Origin of the sequence: Cytobacillus solani (genome assembly GCF_006704205.1) — a bacterium.
Lineage (GTDB): Bacteria > Bacillota > Bacilli > Bacillales > Cytobacillaceae > Cytobacillus > Cytobacillus solani.
On the sequence record NZ_CP041305.1, the window covers coordinates 2,980,098 to 3,006,353 of the forward strand.

Consider the following 26,256-nt stretch of genomic DNA (forward strand, 5'->3'; position numbering starts at 1 on the left):
AAAATGTCTAAAAACAAAAAAATTATCTTTGGTTTGTCACTCTTTGCCGTTGCGATTATGATTATGTTTTTTTCTACCATGCCGAGTGCAGGAAGCAAGGAGATTTCCATTGAGGAATTGCTTACTGATAACTATAAGGATGAGTACGTTTTGACTCAAGGACTTCTAAAACAAGATTCGGTCAAATGGGATGCGGATAAGATTGAGTTGACCTTCGAAATTGTTGATGAAGAAAGCAGTGCAACCCTTCCTATTATTTATAAGGGAGTTAAACCAGATAATTTTTCAGATGATGTCATTGTGATTGTTGAAGGGTTTATAAAGGATAATGGAGTGTTTGAAGCAGAAAAGGTTCAGACGAAATGCCCTTCAAAGTATGAAGGGGAAGATACAGAAAACTATGACATGGAAATGCATAAAAACATGAACGAAAATAAGCAGGATGAATAAGACAGGCGGGTGACAACAACATGTATCTAATCGGCAATATCGCTCTTATACTGGGAATCGTCATTTCGTTATACTCGTTAGCAGCAAATATTATCGGGATGAAAAAAAATAATAGAAAATGGTTGGAAAGTGCTAGGGGAGGAATCCTATCCCTTGCTTTTGTAACGAGTATATCTGCTTTTCTGCTTTTCTATATTCTTGGTACGAGCCAATTTCAATTCAAATATGTTGCAGCCTACACAAATAATCAGCTGCCGCTTGTTTATAAGCTTGCCGCTTTTTGGGCAGGAAACGCAGGATCCTTATTGCTATGGGCATTTTTATTAAGTATATATGCTGCCATCATCGTGTTAAGTAAGAAAAAGCAAAACAATATGATTCCGTATGTTTCCAATGTTTTGCTGTTAAATATTCTGTTTTTCTATATTGTAATGGTCTTTAATGCAAATCCATTCGAGATGACAGATACGATTCCGGCTGATGGCAAGGGGCTGAATCCAATGCTCCAAAATCCTGGAATGGTCATTCATCCTGTCACTTTATATATGGGATACGTCGGACTAGCCGTGCCATTTGCTTATGCCATTGCCGCATTGCTAATGAAGAACATGGATTCAGGATGGATAAAATTAACAAGAAGATGGACACTTACAGCCTGGCTCTTTCTAACAATCGGCAATATTGTCGGCGGATGGTGGGCCTATCTTGAACTTGGCTGGGGCGGCTATTGGGCATGGGATCCAGTAGAAAATGCATCCTTCCTTCCTTGGTTGACGGTTTCTGCTTTTCTGCATTCGGTTATGATTCAAGAAAGAAAAAATATGCTTAGAACATGGAATTTAAGCTTAATTATCTTGTCCTATATTCTCTCTCTCTTTGGGACATTCCTTGTACGAAGCGGGATTTTAACAAGTGTTCATGCCTTTGGTGATAGTAATCTAGGAACCTATTTCTTAATTTTTATGGCTTTTATGATGATCTTTGCTATTTATGTTGTTATAACTCGTTATCAGCTGATTAAAAAGGAAAGCAAGCCAATTGAAGCTTATTTTTCAAAGGAAAGCAGTTTCTTATTAAATAACTTCATATTAGTTGCTGCGGCATTTGCTGTTTTCTTTGGAACGATGTATCCGCTAATTTCTGAAACATTAACGGGAACGAAAGTAAATGTGGGTGCCCCATATTTTAATAAAGTGATGGCGCCCATTATGCTTGCCCTCTTGCTTTTAATGGCCATTTGTCCACTTATTTCGTGGCAAAAGGCTGTCTTTGAGCGGTTTCTCAAAAATACACTTGCACCAATAATCGTAGCTCTTCTATTTGCAGGAGCTCTTGTAGCAATGGGTGTAAAAGGAATATATGCCATTATTGGTCTAACGGTTACTGTATTTATGTTTAATGTACATCTAGCCGAGTTTTGGCGTGGTGTGAGAGCAAGGAGAAAGGCAACGAAAGAAGGATTCTTAAAAGCTGCTTTCCAATTAACAAGGAAAAATCAGCGAAGATATGGCGGTTACATCGTTCATATCGGGATTGCAGTTATTGCAGTTGGAGTCATTTCTTCTAATGCTTACTCTGAAGAGGTAATGAAAACGGTAAATCAAGGTGAAAGCTTTAAAGTCGGAAATTACGAGCTTACCTTTAATGAGCTGACTGAGACGGAAGAAAGAGGCAATGGAATTGTTGCAGCAGATATTGATGTTAAATATAAAGGCAAAAGCAATGGAACTATCCATCCAGAGAAAATATTCTATGGAACATGGCCGGAGCCTTCTTCAGAAGTAGCAATAAAAACGAATTGGAAAGAGGACTTATATGTTGTGCTCAGCTCATGGGAAAGCAAAGAGAAAGTGACTGTTGTTGTGAAAATTAATCCCTTTGTCAGCTGGATTTGGGCAGGAGGAATTTTGATGATGATCGGAACAGCCATTGCGCTTATTGGAGGAAAGACTTCATCCTTCTTTAGAGTGAATGGCCGGCAGGCAGGTGTTCAGTCATGAAAGAATTAACAAGGAGGAGAATGATAAAATGCTCACTCGCTATGATAGCATCTATCATTCTGATTGACCTAGGTTTTAATGAAAAAAGAGTAAAGGCAAATACAAAGTTTGATTATAATTCCAAGGAATTCCAATCTATTATTAATCAGTTAGATATGCAGGGACACGCAGATCATGATATTTCTACTTGTTCCATTAAAAAAGTCTATTATGAGGAAGTTATTGAGGCATTAAATCAGGGACAGTCTGAAAGGAAGATCCTGCAATCCTATATTGATGAATATGGTCAGGCGGCACTCCGTACCCCTGCAACAGATAGCAGCGGCATCATTGCTTGGATAACTCCTGCACTCGGATTTTTATTAGGAGCCATTGTAGTTGGTTTCGGCATTAAGAAATTAACGTATAAACAAGGTGGAAAGGAAACAGTACCTATAGTCTGTGACGAAATGACTGAAATGGAAAGAGAAATTGTTGAAATTACCTTTGAAGAAGAGCGGAAAAAGCACTTTTGAACAAAAGGAGAAATCACTATGGATTACATTTTTTTACTCCTCGGATCAATGATCGTTATTACCTGTTTTTACTTTATTGTTTCTCCCTTTTTTAATAAAGGTGAAGAAAACTATAGCAATTCAGGAGTAAGGGAAACAGAAATGCCTGTAGAAATGATCTATGCAGCAGTAAATGAACTGGAAATGGACTTTCTAATGAAGAAGTTGACCCAAGATGATTTTGAGAGGATGAAGAAACAGTATCATACACTTGCAGCTAGTTATTTAAAATCAGAGACAAAACAAAATAGAATCCAGCCAAAGGGAAACAGAGATATGGATATTGTTGATCGTGAAATTCTAAAAGAACTGAACAAAATACGGAAACAAAAAAAGGGATAAGGGGTGATTGAAATGCCGCCGTTTCACCCGGATTGGCTTGTTAACTTTTGGCTGGGAACACCTTTTCTCAATATGTTTGACCCGCATGCAGTACTAATATTTCTAATAGTTGTTACTGTCATGATTGTGTTTATTCAAAGAAAAAACCACACCTATAAACAAGAGTTTGCTGCTGATGAAAATCAATTTCAACTGCTCTTAAAGAAGAAGTCGGTAATTGAAGATCAAATGGCCTTGCTGGATAAACAAAAGATGCAGGGAGAGATAGGTGAAGATCAATATATCGATCGAAAGAATGAATATGAGCTTCATCTGAATAATGTCAAAAGTGAGCTGATTCGATTTACTTGATGAAGCCCCACCTATAAAAAATGTATACATTTTGAACTTGGATTACTGTCTAGCTCCAGCGCCTAATGGACTTCCCACTTCCTCCTGCGATAAGTCAAGCACGAATGCGCGATCGCTCTTCGTGTTTCCTTTATCTCGTCGGAGGCGGTCCAGTCCATACGTCGCTAAGCAAGGCGCTTGCGCTTTTCTCATGATCCTTTTACAGAAAGAGTTGGATTATATGCTTGAGCTAAAAGAAATCACAAAAATAATTGGTGACAAGATTATCTTAAGAAATTTTTCTCTGGCCTTATCTCCGGGAGAGAGTGTTGCTGTGATCGGACCAAACGGAGCTGGGAAGAGCACATTTTTTAAGCTTGCCGCTGGTCTGATGCAGCCAACAAGTGGAGAAATTCTTCTAAACGGTGAGCAAATAAAGAAGAAAACTCATCTTTTGAAAAAGAGAATCGGCTATCTCGGACATGAGTCTTTTTTATACAACTCTTTGACACCGCTAGAAAATTTACGATTCTACGGTAAGTTATACAAAGTAAAAAATATCGAGGAGAAGGGAATGGAGCTGCTTAAAGCAGTTGGACTGCATTATTTTAAAGATATACCTATTCGTTCCTTTTCAAGGGGAATGATCCAGCGATTGGCCATTGCCCGAGTTCTTCTTGCAGAACCTGAATTCCTGCTTCTAGATGAACCGCATACCGGATTGGATCAAGAAGCAGTCTCACTGCTAAATCAATTAATGAAAGAGAGACAGAAACAAGGGATTTCGATCCTATTAATCTCTCATGATTTCGAACAGGTGATAAATGTATGTGATCGGGTGCTTATATTGAATAAAGGAAGGGTGATTAGTGATAGGAATATTGACCCTCAATTAGAATTGATGTCATTTAAGAAATGGTATGAAGCGGCGGTGATCGGGAAATGAAGATTATTCTTGCGGATGCCTTAACGATAGCAGCGAAAGACTTACGGAATGAATTGAAGTCGAAACAGACCATTGGAATGATGATTATCTTTTCAAGTTTAGTCATCCTGATTTTCAGCTTTGCATTTGATCCAACGAATAATACAGTAAAAGCGATTATTCCAGGCCTGATTTGGGTGATTACGATTTTTTCTGGCTTGCTCGGGCTGAATCGCTCATTCATATCGGAGCAGGAGAATGATAGCTTAACAGGATTGAGAGTGGCACCTATTGACCCATCTAGTATTTTTCTAGGTAAGGTGGTAGCTAACCTAGTTCTCGTTATTATCGTTCAATTGATAAGCATCCCTATTTTATTTTTATTATTTGATTACCGGTTTCATGGCGAGATGATTTGGTTTCTATTAATAGTCCTTACAGCCACTATTGGATTCATCGTGATCGGAACGTTTCTTGCGGCACTTGCTGCAAATGCAAAAAATAGTGAAATGCTGCTGCCAGTTTTATTATTGCCGCTGCTAAGTCCATTAATGATTGGCGCCGTTCAGGCAACAAAAATTGTGCTAGAGCAAGAAGGAATGAAGGATGCCGTTTCATGGCTTCAGCTTATGGCTGCGTATGATTTATTGTTTTTTGCAGCCTGCTTTTTCTTATTTGAATACTTAATGGAGGGATCTTAAATGAAGCAACCGTCTGCGTTTGTCGATCGAATGCTGTATATACTTCTCGTGCCAGCTATGTTTGTTTCTTTATATTTAATTTTTATTTGGTCGCCTATTGAAAAACAAATGGGTGCCTCCCAGAAAATATTTTATTTCCATGTCAGTACAGCGTGGGTCGCATTCCTCGCATTCTTTGTTGTTGGCTATTATTGTGTCTTAACTTTAAAAAAACCGACAGAATCCCGTTTTATTAAGGCAGGAATTTCTGCTGAAATAGGTGTAGTTTTTACAACGATTACTCTATTAACAGGGATGATTTGGGGGAAGTCAGCCTGGAATACTTGGTGGACATGGGAGCCCCGATTAGTAACTGTTCTTATTCTGTTATTCATCTATATTGCCTATTTATTTGTACGAAAAATGGAGGGCACTTGGGAAAAAATTGCGAAGCTTTCCGCTGTTTTTGGAATTATTGGGTGTATCAATGTACCGATTGTATTTATGGCCATTCGCTGGTGGAATACAAAACTTCACCCAGTCGTTTTCGGTGAAGGGAAAAACCAGAGTGGCGGAGGTGTAGAGCCTGATATGCTTGTAACTTTATTATTCTGTATTGGTACGATCACCTTGCTCTATTTATTCATGATGCGGAAAGGCATTGAAATTGAAAAAATGCGTCTTACTGTAAGAAAAGCAAAATCAAAAGTGATTGAAAAATTAGCTAGTTAAATAGGGGGAGAACAATATGAGTTATTTATTTATGGCTTACACAATTATTTGGGCTTTACTTGCAGGATATATATTCATTCTAGGCAAACGCCAAAAGGATTTGAAAAAAGAGCTTAAAGTTCTTGAAGATTGGAAATCAGAACAATAAAAGCAGGTGAAGCCGAATGAGAAAAAGGGTAATTCCAATTATCGTACTAGCAATTGTTGCAGGTGTCCTTGGAATCCTCATTAACGGGATGAGTGGGAAAGCATCTGCGAGTCCTGGTGATGAGGCAATAGATTTTCAGTTAAGGGATATCGAAGGAAAAGAATATCAGTTATCTGACCGCAAAGGGAAAATTGTTGTTTTAAACTTTTTTGCTACTTGGTGCCAGCCTTGTATAGATGAAGCGCCTGAGCTTGAAGCTTTTGGGGCTGAATATGAAGGAGCTGAGCTTTATATCATCGCAAAAGGTGAAACAAAAAAAAGAATAGAAAAGTACATGAAGGAATCAAATTCTAAGTTAACTTATTTACTCGATACGAAAGAAGAAATCTCGAAGGAATATAATGTCATTGGGCAGCCAGAAACGATCATAATCGATGAAAATGGCGTCATTTTTGAAAGATTCTCAGGACCGACAACGAAGAAAAACTTGATAGAAATTATTGAAAGTATTCACTAACCCTTGGGTTAAAATGCTAAATCAGCATTTTAATATATGCTTTTGCATTATTTTTTAGAGGAGGTGAAAAAGATGAGAAAAATGCTTAAAAAGTTATTGGCCATTGATAAGAGATTATTAATATTTATTGGATTATTTGCAGGGATCGTTCTTTCAGTTGTTACGGTGAAAACTTTTGCTTATACAGACTCGCCTGAATTCTGTCAAAGCTGTCACATCATGACAAGTGCACATGATACCTTTGCAGATTCGACTCATGCGACTCTTGCATGCAGTGACTGCCACTTGCCTCATGATACGTTAGCGAATAAGCTCGTATTTAAAGCAAAGTCTGGCCTTGGTCACGTATATTACAACACGTTAGGAGCTGAAAAGATTCCAAATGTGTTAATAGCAACAGAAGGGTCAACTGATGCTATTAATCAGAACTGTATTGATTGCCATGAGAGTACATTGGATAATGTTTCTCACGACGCAAAGGACAGCTGTTCAAGCTGCCATCAGGCAATCCCGCATGGCAATGGCTTTAAAACAGAAGATTATTTTAAACCGCCTAAATCAGGTGAGCTTTTAGAAAACAAAGGAGGTACGATGAACAATGGCTAGGACTTATCGATGGTTATTACTTTCCCTGGCTGCTGTCATACTGATAATTACAGGCTGTTCAAGCTCTGATGCCACGACTGCTGCAGAAGATGCGAAGACTGGATTATCAAAAGATGAAATCAGCAATGAGGCGTTTAAAGATTTATTCCCGCTTCAATATGACAGTTATCAGAAAAATGCAGAGGATACAAAGGATACAAAATATAGCGGATCAGTCAAACGTAGTAAGTTCGATCCGGATAAAGAACCATATTTGCCTGTTCTTTTTAATGGGTATGGATTTGCAACAGACTATAATGAAGACCGCGGGCATATTTATGCGAACGAGGATATACGTACAACAGCTCGGATAACTGACAAATCTATCGGTTCCTGTTTAACATGTAAATCGACCGCAGTTCCACATATGATTGAAGAAATGGGCGATGACTATTGGGGAAGTAGCTTCAATGATGTCATTTGGCCAAAGGCAGAGTCTATGGGCCATTCCCCTATTGGGTGTTCAGACTGTCATGATCCAGAAACAATGGATCTTCGCATTACTCGTCCAAGCTTTACTAAAGGAATGGAAGCGCAAGGAATTGATACTTCCAAAGCAACAAAGAATGATATGAGAAACTATGTTTGTGCACAATGCCATGTGGAGTACCATTTTGCAGCAGAAAATAGTGAAGTAACTTTCCCATGGGAAAATGGATTTAAACCGGAAGACATGTATCAATATTATGAAACAACAGCCAAAGAGAATGGGTTTAAACAAGACTTTATTCATAATGTATCTGGAACGCCAATCGTAAAAGCACAGCATCCGGATTTTGAGACACATATAGAAGGACCTCACGGACAGGCAGGCGTCACATGTGCTGACTGCCATATGCCATATGAACGTGTAGACGGCAAGAAGAAAATCAGTTCTCACTGGTGGCAATCACCACTTAAAACAATGGATCAGTCATGTGCTACATGCCATAGTGACCGTGAACTTGAAGATCTGGAAAAGCGTGTAGCTGAAATTCAAGATACACATATGGAAGGTTTGCATAAAGCAGAGGATATCTCAATAAGTTCGCATTATTATGTAAATAAAATGATTACTTCCGGGGTAAGTGAAGAGAAAATAAAAGAAGCTCAAGAACATATCCGTAAAGGGCAATGGTTCTGGGATATTGTCGCTGCCGAAAGTGGAGCAGGTTTCCATAACCCGCAAGGTGGAATGAAAGCTTTAAGAGTTTCAAGTGATGAATCGAATAAAGCGATCCAAATTGCTACTGAAGAGCTTGTTAAAAAAGGTGTCAATATCGAAGAATTAAAAGAAGAGATTGAAAAAGTGAAGAAGGCTGTTTCTGAAGAAAAAGATAATGCTAAAAAGAAAGTGCATGCGACCAACAGCTACTTTCCTGCTCAGCAGCCTCCTCCAAAATAGAGAATAAAGTAAGCTATGAAAACACTGTACAATTAAGTTTGTACGGTGTTTTCTTTATTGTGTCAAAATGTTGAATAAGTGTCAATTAACTCACTCCATTTTCTAAATAATTCACAATTGAAGTTTTCTGAATTTTTATATTTAAATAGCAGGCGAAATACTTATTGCAAGGACAATAAAAAAGAAATAAAATTTACTTTGGAATACGAAATAAAGAGAATTTTAAGTTCACATATAAAAGAATAATGAACAAATTTTAAGATAGAATTATCTTGGTGAAAGCGACCTAATTAAGGCGCTTTTTAGTCTTTCTATGAAAGGAGCGTTCTTTTTCATGCCACGTGTTTTATGGCTTTTAGTTATTGGGATGGCAGTGAATGTAACAGGCTCTTCTTTTTTATGGCCTTTAAACACCATTTACATTCACGACCATCTTGGAAAATCATTGTCAGTAGCAGGAATTGTGCTTATGTTAAACTCTGGAGCGACTGTTGTCGGAAATTTATTTGGAGGAGCACTTTTTGATAAAATTGGCGGTTATAAATCTGTCCTGCTCGGAATTGGAATCTCGTTATTCTCCCTAATTGGTTTAACCTTTTGGCATGGCTGGCCAATGTATGTTATCTTTTTAACGATTGCTGGTTTTGGAGCAGGAATTGTCTTTCCATCGATGTTTGCGATGGCAGGCTCTGTTTGGAAAGAAGGAGGAAGAAAAGCCTTTAATGCGATGTATGTCGCGCAAAATTTAGGGGTTGCAGTAGGTGCTGCACTTGGAGGGTTTGTTGCTTCTTATTCCTTTCAGCTGATCTTTTTAGCGAATACACTTATGTATGTAATCTTTCTTCTTATTGCCGTTTTAGGTTATCGAAAGATTAATACCATTTCAGTTTCACAAAGTTCCGTTTTAAAAGAAAATACCGGTGTAAAAAACCATACAAAATTATATGCCTTATTAATTCTTTGTCTTGGGTATTTACTGTGTTGGGTTGGATATGTTCAGTGGCAGACGACAATCGCAGCTTTCACACAGGAGTTAAATATTACATTAAAACAATATAGCTTCCTTTGGACAGTTAATGGCGCATTGATCGTACTTGGTCAGCCGCTAGTCAATATCTTTGTGAAGCGAATTAAGTCACTCAAAACACAAATTAATATAGGAATTATTATTTTTATAGGTTCATTTGCACTGACAGCAGGGGCAAAAGAGTTCCCAATCTTTCTTACAGCAATGATTATTTTAACGATTGGTGAAATGTTTATTTGGCCAGCCGTCCCAACAGTTGCTAATGATTTGGCACCAAAGGGAAGAGACGGCTTTTATCAAGGGATCGTAAACAGTACAGCAACTGGGGGAAGAATGATAGGACCATTGCTTGGAGGGGTTTTAGTCGATGTTTACGGAACTTCCATGTTATTTACAGTTCTCATTATTCTTCTTGTCATATCAATTTTTACTACTTTGATTTATGATCGGAAAATTAAAGAAAAGAAGCAATTGGCACATGCGTCTTAATATATGAAAGCAGCGGATTTCAACAGAAGGAGTCCGCTGCTTTTTTTATTTTGGGAAAGTAGAACTGATAAAGTTCAAAGAAGCCTATGATTCTCAAAAAAGAGAAAAAAGCAATTCAGCGGTAATTAAAGAAGTTATATGTTTTTTTGTTGAAATGCTGTTGTACAAATAGCACTTCATTGAAATAGCTCTTTATTCGTATCCACCTTGCTGGATAGGAATGAAGAAATCTTGAAATTGCTTCTTCGGAAAAAATGACTAGATAATCCAAATGAACACCAGAATGCTGTTTTAAGTCATACAAAAGTGCATGCGGAATGGTATAGTAATCTTTTATTTGCAAAGGGTTAAGCTTTATCGCAGAAATATGGTGTTCATTTAAATAAGTTTGCAAAGCATGTTTCTGTACCTCAATACTCTGCTCTCTAGTAAGGTCTTCAGCTTGCCATAGCTCATTGATTATATAAATTCCCTTCATTTAAATTCACCCCATTGATTTGATTACTATTGTTATGGGCAAAAAATGGCCAGTAAATACTTCTTAACGATAAATTATCGGAAAAGTATGATAATATAGTAAGAAATTATTTTTGATAAGGGGATTTGGATGAGAAGTGCGTTATTAGATATACCAATTGATATTGTAGAGACCATTGTGGAAAATGCTTTTGGCTGGCTTGTCGTTGTTGATAAAGAGGGCAAGATCATTTATATAAATAAAAATTATTGTGATTTTCTAGAAGTAGAGCGAGATACAGTGATTGGTGTACATGTTTCCAAGGTAATAGAAAACTCACGGATGCATATCGTTGCTGCAACGGGAAAAGAAGAAATTGCAGATCTCCAGTACATAAGAGGAAACTATATGATTGCTAATCGAATTCCAATTGTTTCAAATAATTTTGTGGTTGGCGCATTTGGTACTGTTTTTTTTCGGGATACAAAGGAATGGATGAAAATGAACAGTCATGTAAAAAGTATGCTGACGAAAATTCAAAGCTATATACAAGACATTGACCGCAGTGTGAAATATAGCTTAGATGATCTTCTTGGCAATTCGAAGCAAATTCAGAGCTTAAAAGATAAAGTAAAGATGATTGCTGCAAGTGACATATCTGTTTTAATTCGCGGAGAAAGCGGGACAGGAAAGGAATTATTTGCCCATAGTATTCATCAATTAAGCAACAGAAGTCATCAGCCTTTTGTGAAGATAAATTGTGGAGCCATTCCAGAGCATCTTTTGGAATCAGAATTATTTGGTTATGAGGAAGGTGCTTTTACTGGAGCTAGAAAAGGAGGAAAGAAGGGAAAGTTTCAATTAGCAGATGGAGGGACATTATTTTTAGATGAAATTGGTGATATGCCAATCAATATGCAAGTAAAGCTATTAAGAGCTTTACAGGAGGGGGAAGTGGAGAGTGTAGGATCAACTGAACCTGTTCATATTGATGTAAGAATTATTGCTGCTACGAATCGCCCGCTTGAAAAGATGATGGAAGAGAAAAGATTCAGAGAAGATTTGTTTTATCGAATAAATGTTGTGCCATTCATGATTCCCCCTTTGCGTGAGCGAATGGAAGATGTTCCTATTTTAATGGATTATTTTATAAAAAAAATTACGAAGAAGTCAGGAAAAAGAATTATGTCCATAGACGAGGATGTTATTGAAAGGTTTCAGCAATATAGCTGGCCAGGCAATATTAGAGAACTGGAGAATGTCATTGAAGCAGCTATTCATCTGACAAACAATGAAGTGATTACATTGGAATCCCTTCCAGATTATTTGAAGGAATCCTCGCTTTTTCCTGTAGGTAAAAAGAAATTAAAGGAAATCATCGAAGAGACGGAAAGGCGAATATTACTTCAAAGCCTGGCAAAATACAATAACAATAAACTTGAAGCAGCAAAGGCTCTGGGGATTAGTAAATCATCACTTTATGAAAAATTGAAAAAATATGGGATTGATCATTCGTAGTCCAGAATTTTGGAAGGTGTTCCAGAATTCTGGACTTTCTTTTTCCTCTTCAATCAACATGGGCTTCTATGAAACTAATTAAAATATTAATCACTCGAAGTCCAGTTTTCTGGAAAAAAGTTCACAAAATTTTCAAATATGATTGTTCCATATAGTTTTTATTTTTGGCACGCTACTTGCAATAAACCAGAAGGAGGAACATTTTGAACCTTGCCAGAAAGTTATTTCAAAATGTAATCGTTTACAAAAAGGGGGCTGAAATAAAGGCAAAAAAGTATGCAGTGAATGTAAGCATCAAACTCACAAAAAAGGAGGAACAAAAAATGCTTAGCATGATCGGATTAATCGGTGGATTGGCATTATTAATATTTTTAACAATGCGCGGAATGAACCTTCTTGTCGTAGGTCCATTGTCAGCCATATTTGTTGCCGTATTTAGCGGGATGCCGTTATTTCCGCAGCTGGCTGGGGAGGGAGAGGCAAATCTGGTTGGCAATTATATGTCAGGGTTCTCGGGGTTTGTTACCTCTTGGTATTTAATGTTTTTATTAGGTGCTATTTTTGGAAAAGTAATGGAGGATAGCGGAGCAGCGGATAGTGTTTCCAAGCTGATTGTTGATAAGCTTGGAATGAAGTATGCGGTTCTGGCCATTGTCGTTTCCTGTGCCTTTTTAACCTATGGCGGTGTCAGCTTATTCGTTGTTGCCTTTTCAGTTTATCCAATGGCATTAAGCTTATTTAAGCAAGCAAACTTGCCGAGAAGATTTATTCCAGCTGCACTTGCCTTCGGATCGGTCACATTTACGATGACCTCTGCTGGGTCCCCAGAAATTCAAAACTGGATTCCAATTGAATATCTTGGTACAACGCCATATGCCGGTCTGGAAGTTAGTATAATTGTTGCGGTCTTTATGATGATTTTTGGCTATTGGTGGCTGAAGAGAATGATTACTAAAGCAGTACAAAGAGGAGAAACATTTGTAGCAAGAGAAAAAGATCCTGTGACAGTAGATAAAAACTTGCCAAACCCGCTTATGGGGGCAATCCCATTAATTGTAGTACTCATTATTTCATTCATTTTCCATGATTCTCTTAAGCAATCGGCGTTAATCATTGCTTTATTAGGCGGGGTAATTGCAACCTATCTACTAAATCGCAGGTATTTCAAAGACTTCTGGAATGCTGTTTCTGAGGGAACGCTAGGAGCATTAATCGCAATTGGAAATACAGCAGCAGTTGTTGGTTTTGGCGGTGTGGCTAAGGCAGTACCTGCGTTTGAAACAGCAGTGGATTTTATGACCAACATCCCCGGAAGTCCGCTAATTGGGGCAGCAATCGCCGTGAGTGTAATTGCAGGAATGACTGGATCTGCCTCTGGAGGACAGGTCATCGCACTTCCGCTATTAGCACCACATTATATGGATATGGGGGTAAATCCGGAAGCGCTTCACAGAGTCGCTGCGATTTCGTCCGGTGCACTGGATTCACTGCCTCATAATGGATATGTTGTGACAACGGTTCGTTCCATTTGTGGAGAAAGCCATCAGGATGCCTATGGTGCAGTTGGAGCTCTCACAGTTATCGTACCAGCGATAGGCGTTGTTCTTGCAATTATACTATTCTCTTTCGGACTTGGTATCTAAGTCTAGGAGTTTCTATTTTTAGCATCGTTTTTCGAAAGGAGTTTATTTATGGTTCAGACAAAGGTAGTTTTTATAACCGGAGCGGCACAAGGCATTGGTTATGAGATTGGAAAAAGGTTTGCAGGGAATGGGGCAGCAATTGTCTTAACAGATATCCAAGAAGAATCTGTGAAACTAGCTGCTGGAAAATTGCAGGATGAAGGCTACGAAGCGATCGGATTAAAATGTGATGTTACTTCAGAAAAAGAAATGGAATGTTGTATACAAGAAACAGTTCGGCATTTTGGAAGCCTGGATGTTCTTATAAACAATGCAGGGCTTCAGCATGTATCGCTGATTGAAGATTTTCCAACAGAAAAGTTCGAATTCCTTATTAAAGTTATGCTGACGGCTCCATTTATTGCAATGAAACATGTCTTACCAATAATGAAGCAACAGCAGTTTGGACGGATCATTAATATGGCATCGATTAATGGATTAATAGGCTTTGCTGGGAAGGCAGCCTATAATAGTGCGAAGCATGGGGTGATTGGGTTAACAAAAGTAGCCGCATTAGAAACTGCTGAGCAAGGAATTACTATCAATGCCTTGTGTCCTGGCTATATTGACACACCTCTTGTTCGAAATCAGCTTAGCGATCTTGCAGCAATAAGGAATATACCAATTGAAAAGGCGCTTGAAGAAGTCATCTTCCCGTTAGTTCCACAAAGAAGGCTGTTAACTGTTGAAGAGATTGCTGACTATGCTATATTCTTGTCGGGGGAATCCGCAAGAGGTATTACAGGGCAGGCAATTGTTATTGATGGGGGATATACAGTTCAGTAAGGTATAAGAGGACAGTTATTTACTGTCCTCATTTTAATATATGATTAAAGGAACACCTTCTCATTTCTAAGCATACACTATCTATTACACTTCCCGTCAGGATGAGCCCCCTTGCATCTTGGCGGGAAATTTTATACAATAGCAATAAAATATTAACTATCTGCCACGATAAGGAGCAGTAGTGGTGTTGAATCCTTTTAGAGAGCTGACGGTAGGTGCAAGTCAGCAGGAAGCCATCATGAACTCGCCTTTGAGCAGCAAGTGTGAAGTAGTAGTAATGCTTGCCGTTTTCCGCGTTAAGGATGAATGAAGCGAATGACTTTTGTCATTAATGTGGGTGGTACCGCGGGAGATTCATACATAATCCTCTCGTCCCTATTTTGGGATGAGAGGTTTTTTTATTACTTATTTTAGGGAGGAAAAGACAATGAGCTTCAATCACCAGAAGATTGAAAAGAAGTGGCAAACCGTCTGGGAAGACAATAAAACCTTTAAGACGAGTGAAGATAAAGGGAAAAATAAATTCTACGCACTAGATATGTTTCCATACCCATCCGGTGCAGGTCTTCATGTAGGACACCCGGAAGGCTATACAGCAACAGATATTCTTTCCCGCATGAAGCGGATGCAGGGCTTTAATGTTCTTCATCCAATGGGATGGGATGCATTTGGGTTGCCAGCTGAGCAGTATGCATTAGATACAGGCAATGATCCGGCTGAATTTACGGCGCAAAATATTAATACTTTCCGCCGTCAAATTAAAGCATTAGGTTTTTCATATGACTGGGATCGCGAAGTGAATACGACTGATCCGGAATATTACAAATGGACACAATGGATTTTCTTAAAGCTTTATGAAAAAGGGCTTGCTTATATTGATGAAGTAGCGGTTAACTGGTGCCCAGCACTTGGTACCGTACTTGCCAATGAAGAAGTAATTGATGGAAAAAGTGAGCGCGGCGGACATCCAGTTGTTCGTAAACCAATGAGACAGTGGATGTTGAAAATTACAGCGTATGCTGACCGCTTACTTGAAGACCTAGATTTATTGGATTGGCCAGAAAGCCTTAAGGATATGCAGCGCAACTGGATTGGACGCTCAGAAGGCGCAGAAGTGACTTTCCAAATTGAAGGACACGAAGGAACATTCACTGTATTTACAACTCGCCCAGATACTCTTTTTGGTGCAACATATGCGGTGCTAGCTCCAGAGCATGCTTTAGTCAATACAATTACAACAGATGGCCAGAGAGAAGCTGTTGATGCTTATATTGAAAAAATCCAAAGCAAAAGTGATCTTGAAAGAACAGATTTGGCAAAAGAAAAGACAGGTGTTTTCACTGGTGCCTATGCAGTAAATCCAGTAAATGGTGAGAAGATGCCAATTTGGATCGCTGATTATGTATTAGCTAGCTACGGAACAGGTGCAATCATGGCAGTACCAGGACATGATGAGCGTGATTATGAGTTCGCAAAGCAATTTGACCTTCCAATTATTGAGGTGGTTGCCGGTGGAGATGTTCAAAAAGAGGCATACACAGGTGATGGTGAGCATGTAAACTCAGGCTTCTTGAATGGAATGAACAAGGAAGATGCAATTGAAAAGATGATTGCGTGGCTTGAAGAAAAGGAAATCGGTACGAAGAAGGTAACTTATCGTCTTCGCGATTGGCTATTTAGCCGCCAGCGTTACTGGGGTGAACCGATTCCTATCATTCATTGGGAGGACGGCACTTCGTCAGCTGTTCCTGAAGACCAGCTTCCATTAATCCTTCCAAAGACAACAGAAATTAAGCCTTCTGGTACAGGGGAATCTCCACTTGCGAATATTGAAGAGTGGGTAAATGTTGTTGATCCGGAAACTGGCAAAAAGGGCCGCAGGGAAACGAATACAATGCCGCAATGGGCAGGTAGCTGCTGGTATTATTTACGCTATATCGATCCGAAAAATCCAGAAGCACTTGCAGATGCAGAAAAACTAAAGGAATGGCTTCCGGTTGATATTTATATCGGCGGAGCAGAGCATGCGGTGCTTCACCTTTTATATGCACGCTTCTGGCACAAGGTTCTATATGATATCGGTGTGGTTCATACGAAGGAGCCTTTCCAAAAGTTATTTAACCAAGGGATGATTCTTGGTGAAGGTAATGAAAAAATGAGTAAGTCAAAAGGGAATGTTGTAAACCCTGACGATATTATTGACAGCCACGGCGCTGATACGCTTCGCTTATATGAAATGTTCATGGGACCATTAGATGCTTCGATTGCTTGGTCAACAAATGGATTAGATGGATCCAGAAGATTCTTAGACCGTGTTTGGCGTTTATTGGTTGAGGAGAATGGCGAGTTAAATCCGAAAATCCAAGTAGTTGAAGATGCTGGTGACTTAGAGAAGATCTATCATCAAACGGTGAAAAAGGTGACAGAGGATTATGAAGGATTACGTTTTAATACAGCGATTTCACAGTTAATGGTCTTTATTAATGAAGCGTATAAATCAACAGTTCTTCCGAAGCATTTTATAGAAGGGTTTGTAAAAATGCTATCACCAATCACACCACACGTGGCAGAAGAACTATGGGAAAAACTTGGCCATAGCGGAACAATTGCTTATGAAGCATGGCCAGCATTTGATGAAGCGAAACTAGTGGATGATGAAGTTGAAATTGTTATTCAGATTAACGGCAAAGTAAAGGCAAAGCTTCGTGTTCCATCTGATGCCCAAAAAGATGCACTTGAAAAAATCGCCATGGACGATGACAAAGTGAAAGAGCAAATTGATGGGAAAACCATTCGTAAAGTTATTGCAGTACCTGGAAAGTTAGTTAATATAGTGGCTAATTAAAAAAGCAAGGGCAACTATTCAGCATCCTCCGATTGTGTTTTCGGAGGATGTTTTTTACAATAGGGAGATAATTAAATTTAGAAGGGATTTTTTCAATGGAATCAATCGAAATCATTACAACAGATGAATTAGAGGAAAAAATAGATGCAGGTGAAAAGCTGGAGCTTGTAGATGTAAGAGAAGATGAAGAGGTAGCACAAGGGATAATACCTGGTGCTAAACATATCCGCATGATGACCATTCCAGAAAACCTGGATTACTTTGATAAAGACAAGGAATACATTTTTATTTGCCGATCCGGCGGAAGAAGCGAGAACGTCTGTTATTACATGCAAGATCAAGGCTTCAAGGTTAGAAATATGATTGGCGGCATGCTAAATTGGTCTGGGGAAACTGTAAAGCCTGAAAAGTAAGCCGACGACATAATAAAAGAGCAGACAGCTAGGTATAAAGCTGTCTGTTTTTTTGCTTAAACAGAATTCTTTTCTAAGCTTTTCAAATTCTCAATAAATAGTTTTGCAGCTAATGATAAAGTTTTGTTTTTATGATAAACAAGATAAAAAAACCTTTCATCATGAAAGTCCTTAATTTCATACATATGAATTAAATTGGCAGAAGCAAATTCTTGTGCAGCTATTTCTGAAATAATGGAGATTCCTATATTTTGTTTAACAAACTGGATTAAACTATTGCCAGAATCTGTATGGACAACAGTGTGTAAATGTTCCTTTGAAATCTTTTTCTTTTCTAAAAACTTATTTATTAATGACCTTGTACCAGAATCTGAGCTTCTCATAATCAGCGGATACTTAATGATTTCCTCTAAAGAAACAGGGCCATTAAATTCCTGTTCATTTGAAGTAATTAATACTAATTTTTCTTTTTGAAGAGGAAGGTAGCAAAGCTTATCATTCTCATATTTTTCTCCTAGGATTCCAATATCAACAGATCGATTGAGGACATGTTCTACGACCTTTTTTGATGAGGATTCTGAGATATGAAAAGAAATATTCGGATGAACATGATTGAAATGTTTGATTATATTTGGAATGATAAAGGAGCCAGGAACAGAGCTTGTCGCGATTTTTACAATTCCGCGAAAGTCCATCATTTCCCTCTTTAGATCAAGCAATGCCTCATCTTTTAATAGTAAAATTTTTTGTGCCCAATGATGTAATTGTTCCCCATGCGGTGTTAGTATTGTATCTCTTCCATCCCGGTCAAAAAGCTTAAGGTTTAAACTTTTCTCTAATGCCTTAATATGTGAACTAACTGTCGATTGACTTAAAAAAACGTCATCGGCAGCTTTCGAAAAATTTTTATGCTCGACAACCTTTGTAAAAACAAATAATTGGTGCATATCCATTTTCTGCACCTCCAATCTCATTGATAATATCGATTGAATACTATATATGATATCAATTAATTGTATTTATATAAGAATACCATTTCTATCTAAGATAGGGGTGTGGAGTTTTGTCCAAAATTAAAAACTTTATACGAAATAGAGGAAAAATGATTAATAATAGGAAGAGAGAATTGGAAAGGAACATTTACTAACGTTTATTAGGTTCTTGCAGAATCTTAAACGACTAAATATAGACTATTCTGTTAATAATGATTCTAAAACGCTAGAAAGGGTGAGGGGTCTTTGATTCAGGTTAAATTATTTGATCAAGAGCATGAGAAAGATCTCGAGTTGGAAATGAATCGTTTTTTACAGAAAATAGAAGAGAAAAAGCTGCTCGATATTAAATATAATGTAGCCGCTGTTCATGAGGATGAAGATGAACAGATTTACTGTTTTTCAGCAATGATTATTTATCGAGCCTGAATGGGTTGCGGTCACTTTTTGTGATCTTTAATTTTTTGGGGTGTGTCCTAAAATGGGTATTTTTGCAAAAAGAAGTCACGTGAAAAGATTTACGTGCTCGAATATGGTAATTAATGCAAAAAGAGGTCCACATAAAAAGATATACGTGCCCGAATGCGGTAATTAATGCAAAAAGAGGTCCACATAAAAAGATATACGTGCCCGAATATGGAAATTAATGTAAAAAAAGGTCACATAAAAAGATATACGTGCCCGAATGTGGTAATTAATGCAAAAAGAGGTCACATAAAAAGATATACGTGCCCGAGTATGGTAATTAATATAAAAAGAGGTCACATAAAATTTTTATGTGACCGCAAAAATCATCATTCTTGTAAATACTTCTGTGCAATCGCTACATTTATTTTTGGCTCCGCGCTGCTAAGGCTGCATTTATTCCTGCAAGCCTTCCCGTGACAAGTGCAGAGGTGATATTATATCCGCCTGTGTAGCCATGGATATCAAGAATTTCCCCACAGAAAAACAATCCATCCATTAATTTAGATGCCATTGTTTGCGGCTCAATCTCTTTAACAGAAACACCCCCGCCAGTAACAAACGCTTTATCTAATGGCAGTGTTCCATTGACATGAAATTGAAACTTCTTACAGCTGCTTACAAAACTTCGCAGCTTTTCGTTTGAAATCATTGCACCTTGAGTGGGAGGATCTATTTCACATTGCTCAAGAAGGAACAATAAATATCTTTCAGGCAAAAAGCCTTTTAACAGGTTTTTAATGCTTTTCTTTGGTTCATCTTTAATAAGCTTATATATTTCTTGTAGTAACGGTTCTTCTTTTTTATCAGGGATGGCATCAAGACTCATAGTAACCTCACGTAAGTCCCACTTTTTCATTGCCTTGACGACAAATTGGCTGCAACGTAAAACGGCTGGACCACTGACACCAAAGTGGGTGAAAATCATATCCATCCTATGTGTAATCAAAGGCTTTCCTTTCGGATTCAATACACTAAGCGCTACATTTCTCAAAGATAAACCTTGCAAAGTTTTCTCTTTAATAAAAGGTTCTGCGGATGTGACTGGAACTTCCGTTGGAAATAAATCCGTTACCGTATGACCGCCCTTTTTCGCCCATGCATACCCATCTCCAGTAGATCCTGTATGTGGCACAGACTTTCCTCCGACAGCAATGACAACAGAATCAGCCTCGTACACTTGTCCATTCTTCAGTTCGACGGAATGGACTTTTCCGTTCTTATAATGAACATCGTTAATCGGGCTGTTCGTTTTAATATCTACCCTTAAATCTTTTAATCTCGAAAGCAAGGCATCTACAACCGATTGTGCCTTATCTGTAACAGGAAACATTCTCCCGTGATCTTCTTCTTTGAGTTGAATCCCAAGTTTCTCAAAAAACTTAATAATATCCTCATTGCTGAAAAGTGAAAAGGCACTGTACAAAAAACGGCCATTTCCTGGGATATGCTTAATAATTTCATCAACAGGCAGCCTGTTCGTGACATTGCACCTTCCCCCGCCTGAAATGGCAAGCTTTCTTCCTAGCTTGTCCCCTTTATCAATAAGGAGAACTTTTGCTTTGTTTTCAGCCGCGCCAATGGCTGCCATCAAACCTGAAGGGCCTCCGCCAATCACTATTACATCATACTTCATTTCGTCACCAACTTATTTCATCCTTAATTTACTTAACAATTATAAACGATTCGTAATGAAATACATAATATGCACAAAATTTCTTGAGTTTGAACTTTACTAATTAGAATGATTCTCTATCTATTCGAAAAGACGATACATATTCATCGATACTATAGATAGATTGAATTTATTTTGTAAAACGTATTCATTATAATTGGGAGGAAAGCGCTTTTATTTATTAGAGGTTCCAAGTCTATTTTCTTCTTTTTTATCATTAATCGTATAAAAAGGTGGTGTCAAATGGAAAGTCACATTTCAGTAGATGTCACTTATGATGCCGGCCCGACTGGGTGTGGAGAGCTAATAATGAATTTATTCCTTACGATGAGGAAAATGGCAGAGGGGGAAATCATTAAAGTGATCTCGTATGACCCTGGTGCACGTGAAGATTTGCCTGCATGGTGCCGAATGCAGCACCATACATTGATAAACCGTCTCGATGAAGGGAATATCAGCCATTATTTTATTAAAAAAGGAAAGTAGCTTAGACCAATTATCTAATCTAGTAAACTAAATTTTGGGAGGAATCATCATGTCAGGAAAATTCGCAGTGAGTATTACAAGTGCTAAAAATGATACAGATAAAGCAACGGTTGGGTTTGTAGTAGCCAATGCTGCCGTTGCATCTGGTCAGGAAACAGTTGTCTTTTTAAATGTTGAAGGTGCATTTCTAGCTGAAAAGGGATATGCAGAAGATATTCATGAAGAAGGCTTTGCGCCATTAAAGCAATTAATGGATCAATTTGTTGAAGCGGGAGGAATCATTTGGGTATGCAGTCCTTGTTACAAAAAGAGAGGGCTATCAGAGGATAATTTAATAGAAGGAGCAACAATCGTCGGAGGAGCTAGATTAGTAGAATTCCTAACACAAGGTGCAGCTTCGATTACATATTAATTTTTCCGTTAGGGGGCAGCTCTCATGTTAAATCCTCATGCCGTTTGCGATGGTGGAGACCTTGATTGCGGGTCAGGTTTGTTATTAATTATTAATAAGAGTATGAGTCCTCTTGATCCCGGACAAGTTTTGGAAATTAGAAGCAGAGAAAGAACGGTTGCTGATGATTTACCAGCATGGTGCCGAATGGTCAAGCATGAATTTATCGGATCAGAACCAGGTGAGAATACGGTTAGGTATTTTGTACGAAAAGGTCAAAGCAAATCAGCATTAGAGAGCGATCTTGCGGCTGCGAAAGGGTACAAATGGAATGTTCGTGTGCAAGGGGAGAAGGATTTAAAGGCTAAAGTATTTGCAAGAAATCACCATTTTTACTCAGGTCAGCCAGCAGAATTTAGTGCTCGTGTGGATGCTCCTAGTTCAATCGATTATTTCATTGCTTCCCTTGCTTCATGCTTAACAGTTGGCTTCAAAGCGCATGCATCTAGAAGGAATGTCGTTGTTGATCAAATCGAGCTTTCGCTTAAAGGTTCCATCGAAAATATTTTATCTCATATGGAAATTGAAGAAAACGGGAGTCCGAGCATACAGCAGATTTCAGGTACATGCTATGTATCGTCAGCAGCGGATGAAGATTTGTTGAAAGAGATTTGGCAAATTACTTTAAATAAATCACCTATCTATCAAACGTTGAAAAAAGCAGTTGAAATCAAACTGACCTTTTCAATTGTATATTAGGAGGAAATACGATGGAATCAACACTCTTTCCTACATCTGTCATTGGCAGCTGGCCTAGGTCGGTTGAAGTGCAGAAGGCGATGAGAGAAAAAAGAGCAGGCAGAATGACAGATGAGGCATTTCAAGCGGTTGCGGATCAAGCGGTTATTGAATGCCTCCGTCTGCAAGAAGAAGCAGGCATAGATATTGTATCTGATGGCGAGCAAAGAAGAGATAATTATATTTCGTTTGTTGCTGAGCATTTACATAATGTGAAAATGCTAACAGTCTCTGAATTGCTAGAATACATTGATGATAAAGCAAGTTTTGAAGAAATTCTCGGTACGCTTGATGTTCCTGCATTTTCCCTATCTAATCCTGCAGCAGCAGGGAAAATCAGCCGAAAAAAACCGCTTGCATTAAATGACTTTCGTTTTTTAAAGAAGCATACGGATAGAAAAATAAAAGTAACGCTTCCTGGTCCCTATTTATTAACAAGATCCATGTGGGTTGAAGGGCTATCGGAAGAAGCTTATCCAACGAAAGAAGACTTAGCAATCGATATTGTAAGCGTTTTAAGAGAAGAATTGGAAGATCTGATTGCCGAAGGCGTCGATTTTGTGCAATTCGATGAACCTGTACTGACTGAGCTCGTATTTACACAAAAGAATGCCAATCGCACATTTATGTGTGGAGCTTTGACTGCAAAAGCGGATGCAGAGGTGGAAATTGAGTTTGCTCTAGGGTTAATGAATCAAGTGATGGAAGGCATGCGAGGCAGAGGAACAAAATTAGGAGTCCATATTTGCCGCGGGAATTGGAGCAGAGAAGACGATATCCTTCTAAGAGGTCCATATTTCCCGCTTATCCCTTATTTATCAAGGGTAAATGTTGATCAGCTCGTTCTTGAGTATGCGACACCAAGAGCAGGGGAAATCGAGGCAATAAAGGAGTTCACTCATGCTGAAATTGGATTTGGAATTGTGAATCCACGAACGGAAGAAATTGAAACGGAAGAAGAAATTGTTGAGAAGGTCAATCAATTATTAAAGCTTATGCCGGCTAATCAAATCTATTTAAATCCAGATTGCGGGTTTGGAACCTTTGCCCAAAGACCGATGAATAGTGAAGTGATTGCTATTCAAAAGCTCGAGGTAATGAGTAAGGCCGCAAATTTATTAAGAGGGCAAATTAAATTAGCAAGTCTGTGATTATCAGGAGGGGAATTGGATGAGCAAAAAACTTACATTCAAATTAGATGTCACTGGTTCTGGAATGAGGACAGATGCTACGAATGGCAAACATATAATAAGCATTGATGAACCAGTATCTTTTGGGGGAAAAGATTCTGCGCCTGATCCAATGTCTACAATGTTAGCCGCCCTTGCAGCTTGTGAGAATGTAATGGTACAGATAATTTCAAAAGAAATGAATATCCAAATAGAGGATATATCATTTAAAGTCGAAGGAGAACTTGATCCTAGCGGGTTAATGGGAAATTTAGATGTAAAACCATACTTCGAAAAAGTGAAGGTAGAGGCTTTCTTGAAAACATCAGCCTCCCAAGAGCAAGTGGATGAATTACAAAAAAAAGTGGATCAAAGATGCCCTATATACCGAACAATAAAGGATGCTGGAATTCCAATTGAGAATTTATGGGTAAAAAACTGAATAGTATTACATAAAAAAGCCAATTGTTTCATTGGCTTTTTTTACGTTCAAAGTACTTTAACTGCAGAAAACACCATTTTCGTCAGCTCTAAGTAGAAATCCTGTAAGAAGAAGAGTAGAATACAAATAGTGTGCAAAAAAAATTGTGATTATTATTTACATAATTAAATTTTCCGATAGAATTATCTTTTGCTACGATAACTTAATGGTGGAACTTACACAGCTAGGGCTTCTTAAATAAGAGGACTTTAACTGTTAATGTTCAGCGCTTTTTTGAAGGGGAATGGGGTTCTATGTCATCAAAGCTTTTAAGGGGTACTTTTATAATGACCCTAGCGACGATCATTTCAAAAGTACTCGGGTTATTTTATGTGATTCCTTTTTATCATATTGTAGGGGAAGAAGGAAATGCGCTTTATTCCTTCGCCTATATTCCTTATACAATCTTCATTAGTTTAGCAACAGCAGGCATACCTGCCGCGGTTTCAAAATTTATTTCGAAATACAATGCATTAGAGGAATATGCCGTAGGGAGAAAGCTATTTAAATCAGGGCTAGTTGTGATGTTTTGTACGGGAACGATATCCTTTCTATTCCTATATTTTCTAGCTCCATCGTTAGCTGATTTTATTATTCCTGATAATGTGGATACGAGTGTGAAGGATGTAGCGACTGTTATCAGAGCTGTAAGCTTTGCGCTTATTGTTGTTCCTTTTATGAGTTTGATTCGCGGCTTTTTTCAGGGACACCAATCCATGGGACCTTCGGCTTTATCACAGGTCATTGAACAAATTGTACGTATTGTGTTTGTTCTTGCAGGTGCTTTTATTGTTTTATATATCATGAAAGGCAGTCTTGTTCAGGCAGTAAGTGTAGCCACCTTTGCCGCATGTATTGGTGCAATCGGTGGTCTAGGAGCACTTTTATGGTATTGGTATAAAAGAAAGCCTTATTTGGATGGCCTTTTATTGAATGACAAAGGCACAATGGACATTTCTTTAAAGGATATGTACAAAGAAATCGTTGTGTATGCCGCGCCTTTTATTTTTGTAGGCTTATCCGGTTCGCTTTTCCAATTTATTGATCAGCTCACTTTTATCCGGACGATGGCGGAAATTGGCTTAGCCGATCAGGCGGTATCATCCTTTGCCGTATTAAACTTCCAGACGCATAAGCTTGTCATTATTCCTGTGTCTTTGGCTACTGCTTTTTCTTTAACACTCGTTCCGAGTATTACGAAAGCATTTGTTGAGAGCGATCGTACTAGTTTAAATTATCAATTGAATCAAGCATTTCAGGTGCTATTATTTCTAACTCTTCCGGCAGTTGTAGGACTTTCGTTATTAGCAGAGCCTATTTTTACATTGTTTTACGATCCGAGCGAGCTTGGAACTGAAGTGCTTAGAACGTATGCGCCTGTAGCAATTCTTTTTGCTTATTTCTTAGTAACCGCTGCGATTTTACAAGGAATCAATGAACAGCGTTATACGGTACTTAGCTTGCTTGTTGGATTATTGCTTAAATTGAGCTTAAATATCCCTCTTATCAAGATGATGGAAACACAGGGAGCTGTTGTGGCCACTGCTATAGGCTATACAGCTGCTATCTTGATTAATTTAATTGTAATAAAAACGTATGCTAAGTATCCATTTCGACTTGTGCTCAGAAGAGGAATTTTGATTGTTATTTTCACAGCGCTGATGTTTGCAGGTGCGGGAATCACGTATAAGCTTCTTACGCTTTTCTTAACACCGACAACTAATTTACAAGCCTTCATTATCGTAGTCATTTGTGCAGCGGTGGGTGCAGGAGTTTACTTCTATTTAAGCTTTAAAACAAAACTTGTTTACTTCTTATTTGGACAAAAGGTCGATCGGCTATTGAAGAAGGTCAGGTTGCGCGGATAATGTGAAA

General features: G+C 38.3%; 28 protein-coding genes and 1 other annotated feature. Of the genes, 25 read left to right on the forward strand and 3 right to left on the reverse strand.

Annotated features, from left to right (window positions below; all coding sequences use genetic code 11):
• Positions 1-3 precede the first annotated feature (3 nt).
• The 13 genes from FI644_RS14990 to FI644_RS15050 all read left to right on the forward strand — a co-directional run bounded on the left by FI644_RS14990 (position 4) and on the right by FI644_RS15050 (position 10,223).
• The gene (locus FI644_RS14990; RefSeq protein WP_053477393.1) at positions 4-450 is read left to right on the forward strand and encodes a cytochrome c maturation protein CcmE; all 447 of its coding nucleotides are present in this window, start codon (positions 4-6) and stop codon (positions 448-450) included.
• Between the two features lie 20 nt (positions 451-470).
• Positions 471-2,450: a heme lyase CcmF/NrfE family subunit gene (locus FI644_RS14995; protein WP_053477392.1), complete on the forward strand. Its 1,980-nt coding sequence runs from the start codon at positions 471-473 to the stop codon at positions 2,448-2,450.
• Positions 2,447-2,965 carry a cytochrome c-type biogenesis protein CcmH gene (locus tag FI644_RS15000; RefSeq protein WP_053477391.1) on the forward strand — a complete coding sequence of 173 codons (519 nt, stop codon included), beginning with the start codon at positions 2,447-2,449 and terminating at the stop codon, positions 2,963-2,965. The genes FI644_RS14995 and FI644_RS15000 overlap by 4 nt, the downstream gene beginning before the upstream one ends.
• Before the next feature lie 18 nt (positions 2,966-2,983).
• Positions 2,984-3,346 carry a hypothetical protein gene (locus tag FI644_RS15005; protein WP_053477390.1) on the forward strand — a complete coding sequence of 121 codons (363 nt, stop codon included), beginning with the start codon at positions 2,984-2,986 and terminating at the stop codon, positions 3,344-3,346.
• 12 nt (positions 3,347-3,358) lie between these two features.
• Positions 3,359-3,697, forward strand: coding sequence for a hypothetical protein (locus FI644_RS15010; protein WP_142108587.1), 339 nt, complete (start codon positions 3,359-3,361; stop codon positions 3,695-3,697).
• A gap of 220 nt (positions 3,698-3,917) precedes the next feature.
• Complete coding sequence (gene ccmA / locus FI644_RS15015; protein WP_053477388.1) at positions 3,918-4,622, forward strand: heme ABC exporter ATP-binding protein CcmA; 705 nt, start codon at positions 3,918-3,920, stop codon at positions 4,620-4,622.
• Positions 4,619-5,302, forward strand: a complete 684-nt coding sequence (locus tag FI644_RS15020) for a heme exporter protein CcmB (protein ID WP_053477387.1) — start codon at positions 4,619-4,621, stop codon at positions 5,300-5,302. Before ccmA ends, FI644_RS15020 begins: the two co-directional genes overlap by 4 nt.
• Positions 5,303-6,013 (forward strand): cytochrome c biogenesis protein, encoded by a 711-nt coding sequence (locus FI644_RS15025; protein ID WP_053477386.1) that lies wholly within the window; start codon positions 5,303-5,305, stop codon positions 6,011-6,013.
• Between the two features lie 16 nt (positions 6,014-6,029).
• Positions 6,030-6,161 carry a CcmD family protein gene (locus FI644_RS15030; protein WP_082446665.1) on the forward strand — a complete coding sequence of 44 codons (132 nt, stop codon included), beginning with the start codon at positions 6,030-6,032 and terminating at the stop codon, positions 6,159-6,161.
• A 16-nt stretch (positions 6,162-6,177) separates the two neighbouring features.
• Positions 6,178-6,678, forward strand: a complete 501-nt coding sequence (locus tag FI644_RS15035; protein WP_053477385.1) for a TlpA family protein disulfide reductase — start codon at positions 6,178-6,180, stop codon at positions 6,676-6,678.
• Positions 6,679-6,750: 72 nt separating this feature from the next.
• A complete protein-coding gene (locus FI644_RS15040; protein ID WP_231690106.1) occupies positions 6,751-7,284 on the forward strand; it encodes a cytochrome c3 family protein in 534 nt (177 codons plus the stop codon).
• Positions 7,277-8,707: an ammonia-forming cytochrome c nitrite reductase subunit c552 gene (locus tag FI644_RS15045; protein WP_053477384.1), complete on the forward strand. Its 1,431-nt coding sequence runs from the start codon at positions 7,277-7,279 to the stop codon at positions 8,705-8,707. Before FI644_RS15040 ends, FI644_RS15045 begins: the two co-directional genes overlap by 8 nt.
• A 334-nt stretch (positions 8,708-9,041) precedes the next feature.
• Positions 9,042-10,223 carry an MDR family MFS transporter gene (locus FI644_RS15050; RefSeq protein WP_142108588.1) on the forward strand — a complete coding sequence of 394 codons (1,182 nt, stop codon included), beginning with the start codon at positions 9,042-9,044 and terminating at the stop codon, positions 10,221-10,223.
• A gap of 115 nt (positions 10,224-10,338) precedes the next feature.
• Here the strand turns inward: FI644_RS15050 and FI644_RS15055 are convergent, their stop codons facing one another.
• Complete coding sequence (locus FI644_RS15055) at positions 10,339-10,701, reverse strand: hypothetical protein (protein WP_053477382.1); 363 nt, start codon at positions 10,699-10,701, stop codon at positions 10,339-10,341.
• 129 nt (positions 10,702-10,830) lie between these two features.
• Here FI644_RS15055 and FI644_RS15060 point away from each other — a divergent pair, with 129 nt between their 5' ends.
• From FI644_RS15060 to FI644_RS15080, 5 genes are all read left to right on the forward strand, one after another.
• Positions 10,831-12,198, forward strand: coding sequence for a sigma-54 interaction domain-containing protein (locus FI644_RS15060; RefSeq protein WP_053477381.1), 1,368 nt, complete (start codon positions 10,831-10,833; stop codon positions 12,196-12,198).
• A 323-nt stretch (positions 12,199-12,521) separates the two neighbouring features.
• On the forward strand, positions 12,522-13,841 hold the full coding sequence (locus FI644_RS15065; RefSeq protein WP_053477613.1) for a GntP family permease: 1,320 nt from the start codon (positions 12,522-12,524) through the stop codon (positions 13,839-13,841).
• 48 nt (positions 13,842-13,889) lie between these two features.
• Positions 13,890-14,666 carry a 3-hydroxybutyrate dehydrogenase gene (locus tag FI644_RS15070; protein WP_053477380.1) on the forward strand — a complete coding sequence of 259 codons (777 nt, stop codon included), beginning with the start codon at positions 13,890-13,892 and terminating at the stop codon, positions 14,664-14,666.
• Positions 14,667-14,822: 156 nt separating this feature from the next.
• Positions 14,823-15,046: a binding site (T-box leader), on the forward strand.
• A gap of 47 nt (positions 15,047-15,093) precedes the next feature.
• Positions 15,094-17,511 carry a leucine--tRNA ligase gene (gene leuS / locus FI644_RS15075; RefSeq protein WP_053477379.1) on the forward strand — a complete coding sequence of 806 codons (2,418 nt, stop codon included), beginning with the start codon at positions 15,094-15,096 and terminating at the stop codon, positions 17,509-17,511.
• A gap of 95 nt (positions 17,512-17,606) precedes the next feature.
• Positions 17,607-17,924, forward strand: coding sequence for a rhodanese-like domain-containing protein (locus tag FI644_RS15080; protein ID WP_053477378.1), 318 nt, complete (start codon positions 17,607-17,609; stop codon positions 17,922-17,924).
• A gap of 56 nt (positions 17,925-17,980) precedes the next feature.
• Here FI644_RS15080 and FI644_RS15085 read toward each other — a convergent pair whose 3' ends face one another.
• Positions 17,981-18,877, reverse strand: coding sequence for a selenium metabolism-associated LysR family transcriptional regulator (locus tag FI644_RS15085; RefSeq protein WP_053477377.1), 897 nt, complete (start codon positions 18,875-18,877; stop codon positions 17,981-17,983).
• A gap of 285 nt (positions 18,878-19,162) precedes the next feature.
• Between FI644_RS15085 and FI644_RS15090 the strand changes: the two genes are divergently transcribed.
• The gene (locus FI644_RS15090; RefSeq protein WP_053477376.1) at positions 19,163-19,345 is read left to right on the forward strand and encodes a sporulation protein Cse60; all 183 of its coding nucleotides are present in this window, start codon (positions 19,163-19,165) and stop codon (positions 19,343-19,345) included.
• Positions 19,346-19,745: 400 nt separating this feature from the next.
• Here the strand turns inward: FI644_RS15090 and FI644_RS15095 are convergent, their stop codons facing one another.
• The gene (locus FI644_RS15095) at positions 19,746-21,017 is read right to left on the reverse strand and encodes a BaiN/RdsA family NAD(P)/FAD-dependent oxidoreductase (protein ID WP_053477375.1); all 1,272 of its coding nucleotides are present in this window, start codon (positions 21,015-21,017) and stop codon (positions 19,746-19,748) included.
• A 282-nt stretch (positions 21,018-21,299) separates the two neighbouring features.
• On the opposite strand from FI644_RS15095, the gene FI644_RS15100 reads away from it, so the two are divergent.
• From FI644_RS15100 to FI644_RS15125, 6 genes are all read left to right on the forward strand, one after another.
• Positions 21,300-21,542: a sulfurtransferase TusA family protein gene (locus tag FI644_RS15100; protein ID WP_053477374.1), complete on the forward strand. Its 243-nt coding sequence runs from the start codon at positions 21,300-21,302 to the stop codon at positions 21,540-21,542.
• Positions 21,543-21,591: 49 nt separating this feature from the next.
• On the forward strand, positions 21,592-21,954 hold the full coding sequence (locus FI644_RS15105; protein ID WP_053477373.1) for a DsrE family protein: 363 nt from the start codon (positions 21,592-21,594) through the stop codon (positions 21,952-21,954).
• A gap of 24 nt (positions 21,955-21,978) precedes the next feature.
• Positions 21,979-22,692 carry a sulfurtransferase TusA family protein gene (locus FI644_RS15110; protein ID WP_053477372.1) on the forward strand — a complete coding sequence of 238 codons (714 nt, stop codon included), beginning with the start codon at positions 21,979-21,981 and terminating at the stop codon, positions 22,690-22,692.
• Positions 22,693-22,703: 11 nt separating this feature from the next.
• Complete coding sequence (locus FI644_RS15115) at positions 22,704-23,882, forward strand: cobalamin-independent methionine synthase II family protein (RefSeq protein ID WP_053477371.1); 1,179 nt, start codon at positions 22,704-22,706, stop codon at positions 23,880-23,882.
• 19 nt (positions 23,883-23,901) lie between these two features.
• Positions 23,902-24,342: an OsmC family protein gene (locus FI644_RS15120; RefSeq protein ID WP_053477370.1), complete on the forward strand. Its 441-nt coding sequence runs from the start codon at positions 23,902-23,904 to the stop codon at positions 24,340-24,342.
• A 293-nt stretch (positions 24,343-24,635) separates the two neighbouring features.
• Complete coding sequence (locus FI644_RS15125; RefSeq protein WP_053477369.1) at positions 24,636-26,249, forward strand: putative polysaccharide biosynthesis protein; 1,614 nt, start codon at positions 24,636-24,638, stop codon at positions 26,247-26,249.
• The last annotated feature ends 7 nt before the right edge of the window (positions 26,250-26,256 follow it).

What these genes read in the sequence shown, in the direction of transcription:
- FI644_RS14990 (WP_053477393.1), top strand. Translation starts at nt 4, where the DNA reads ATGTCTAAAAACAAAAAAATTATCTTTGGTTTGTCACTCTTTGCCGTT.
- FI644_RS14995 (WP_053477392.1), top strand. Translation starts at nt 471, where the DNA reads ATGTATCTAATCGGCAATATCGCTCTTATACTGGGAATCGTCATTTCG.
- FI644_RS15000 (WP_053477391.1), top strand. Translation starts at nt 2,447, where the DNA reads ATGAAAGAATTAACAAGGAGGAGAATGATAAAATGCTCACTCGCTATG.
- FI644_RS15005 (WP_053477390.1), top strand. Translation starts at nt 2,984, where the DNA reads ATGGATTACATTTTTTTACTCCTCGGATCAATGATCGTTATTACCTGT.
- FI644_RS15010 (WP_142108587.1), top strand. Translation starts at nt 3,359, where the DNA reads ATGCCGCCGTTTCACCCGGATTGGCTTGTTAACTTTTGGCTGGGAACA.
- ccmA (WP_053477388.1), top strand. Translation starts at nt 3,918, where the DNA reads ATGCTTGAGCTAAAAGAAATCACAAAAATAATTGGTGACAAGATTATC.
- FI644_RS15020 (WP_053477387.1), top strand. Translation starts at nt 4,619, where the DNA reads ATGAAGATTATTCTTGCGGATGCCTTAACGATAGCAGCGAAAGACTTA.
- FI644_RS15025 (WP_053477386.1), top strand. Translation starts at nt 5,303, where the DNA reads ATGAAGCAACCGTCTGCGTTTGTCGATCGAATGCTGTATATACTTCTC.
- FI644_RS15030 (WP_082446665.1), top strand. Translation starts at nt 6,030, where the DNA reads ATGAGTTATTTATTTATGGCTTACACAATTATTTGGGCTTTACTTGCA.
- FI644_RS15035 (WP_053477385.1), top strand. Translation starts at nt 6,178, where the DNA reads ATGAGAAAAAGGGTAATTCCAATTATCGTACTAGCAATTGTTGCAGGT.
- FI644_RS15040 (WP_231690106.1), top strand. Translation starts at nt 6,751, where the DNA reads ATGAGAAAAATGCTTAAAAAGTTATTGGCCATTGATAAGAGATTATTA.
- FI644_RS15045 (WP_053477384.1), top strand. Translation starts at nt 7,277, where the DNA reads ATGGCTAGGACTTATCGATGGTTATTACTTTCCCTGGCTGCTGTCATA.
- FI644_RS15050 (WP_142108588.1), top strand. Translation starts at nt 9,042, where the DNA reads ATGCCACGTGTTTTATGGCTTTTAGTTATTGGGATGGCAGTGAATGTA.
- FI644_RS15055 (WP_053477382.1), bottom strand. Translation starts at nt 10,701, where the DNA reads ATGAAGGGAATTTATATAATCAATGAGCTATGGCAAGCTGAAGACCTT.
- FI644_RS15060 (WP_053477381.1), top strand. Translation starts at nt 10,831, where the DNA reads ATGAGAAGTGCGTTATTAGATATACCAATTGATATTGTAGAGACCATT.
- FI644_RS15065 (WP_053477613.1), top strand. Translation starts at nt 12,522, where the DNA reads ATGCTTAGCATGATCGGATTAATCGGTGGATTGGCATTATTAATATTT.
- FI644_RS15070 (WP_053477380.1), top strand. Translation starts at nt 13,890, where the DNA reads ATGGTTCAGACAAAGGTAGTTTTTATAACCGGAGCGGCACAAGGCATT.
- leuS (WP_053477379.1), top strand. Translation starts at nt 15,094, where the DNA reads ATGAGCTTCAATCACCAGAAGATTGAAAAGAAGTGGCAAACCGTCTGG.
- FI644_RS15080 (WP_053477378.1), top strand. Translation starts at nt 17,607, where the DNA reads ATGGAATCAATCGAAATCATTACAACAGATGAATTAGAGGAAAAAATA.
- FI644_RS15085 (WP_053477377.1), bottom strand. Translation starts at nt 18,877, where the DNA reads ATGGATATGCACCAATTATTTGTTTTTACAAAGGTTGTCGAGCATAAA.
- FI644_RS15095 (WP_053477375.1), bottom strand. Translation starts at nt 21,017, where the DNA reads ATGAAGTATGATGTAATAGTGATTGGCGGAGGCCCTTCAGGTTTGATG.
- FI644_RS15100 (WP_053477374.1), top strand. Translation starts at nt 21,300, where the DNA reads ATGGAAAGTCACATTTCAGTAGATGTCACTTATGATGCCGGCCCGACT.
- FI644_RS15105 (WP_053477373.1), top strand. Translation starts at nt 21,592, where the DNA reads ATGTCAGGAAAATTCGCAGTGAGTATTACAAGTGCTAAAAATGATACA.
- FI644_RS15110 (WP_053477372.1), top strand. Translation starts at nt 21,979, where the DNA reads ATGTTAAATCCTCATGCCGTTTGCGATGGTGGAGACCTTGATTGCGGG.
- FI644_RS15115 (WP_053477371.1), top strand. Translation starts at nt 22,704, where the DNA reads ATGGAATCAACACTCTTTCCTACATCTGTCATTGGCAGCTGGCCTAGG.
- FI644_RS15120 (WP_053477370.1), top strand. Translation starts at nt 23,902, where the DNA reads ATGAGCAAAAAACTTACATTCAAATTAGATGTCACTGGTTCTGGAATG.
- FI644_RS15125 (WP_053477369.1), top strand. Translation starts at nt 24,636, where the DNA reads ATGTCATCAAAGCTTTTAAGGGGTACTTTTATAATGACCCTAGCGACG.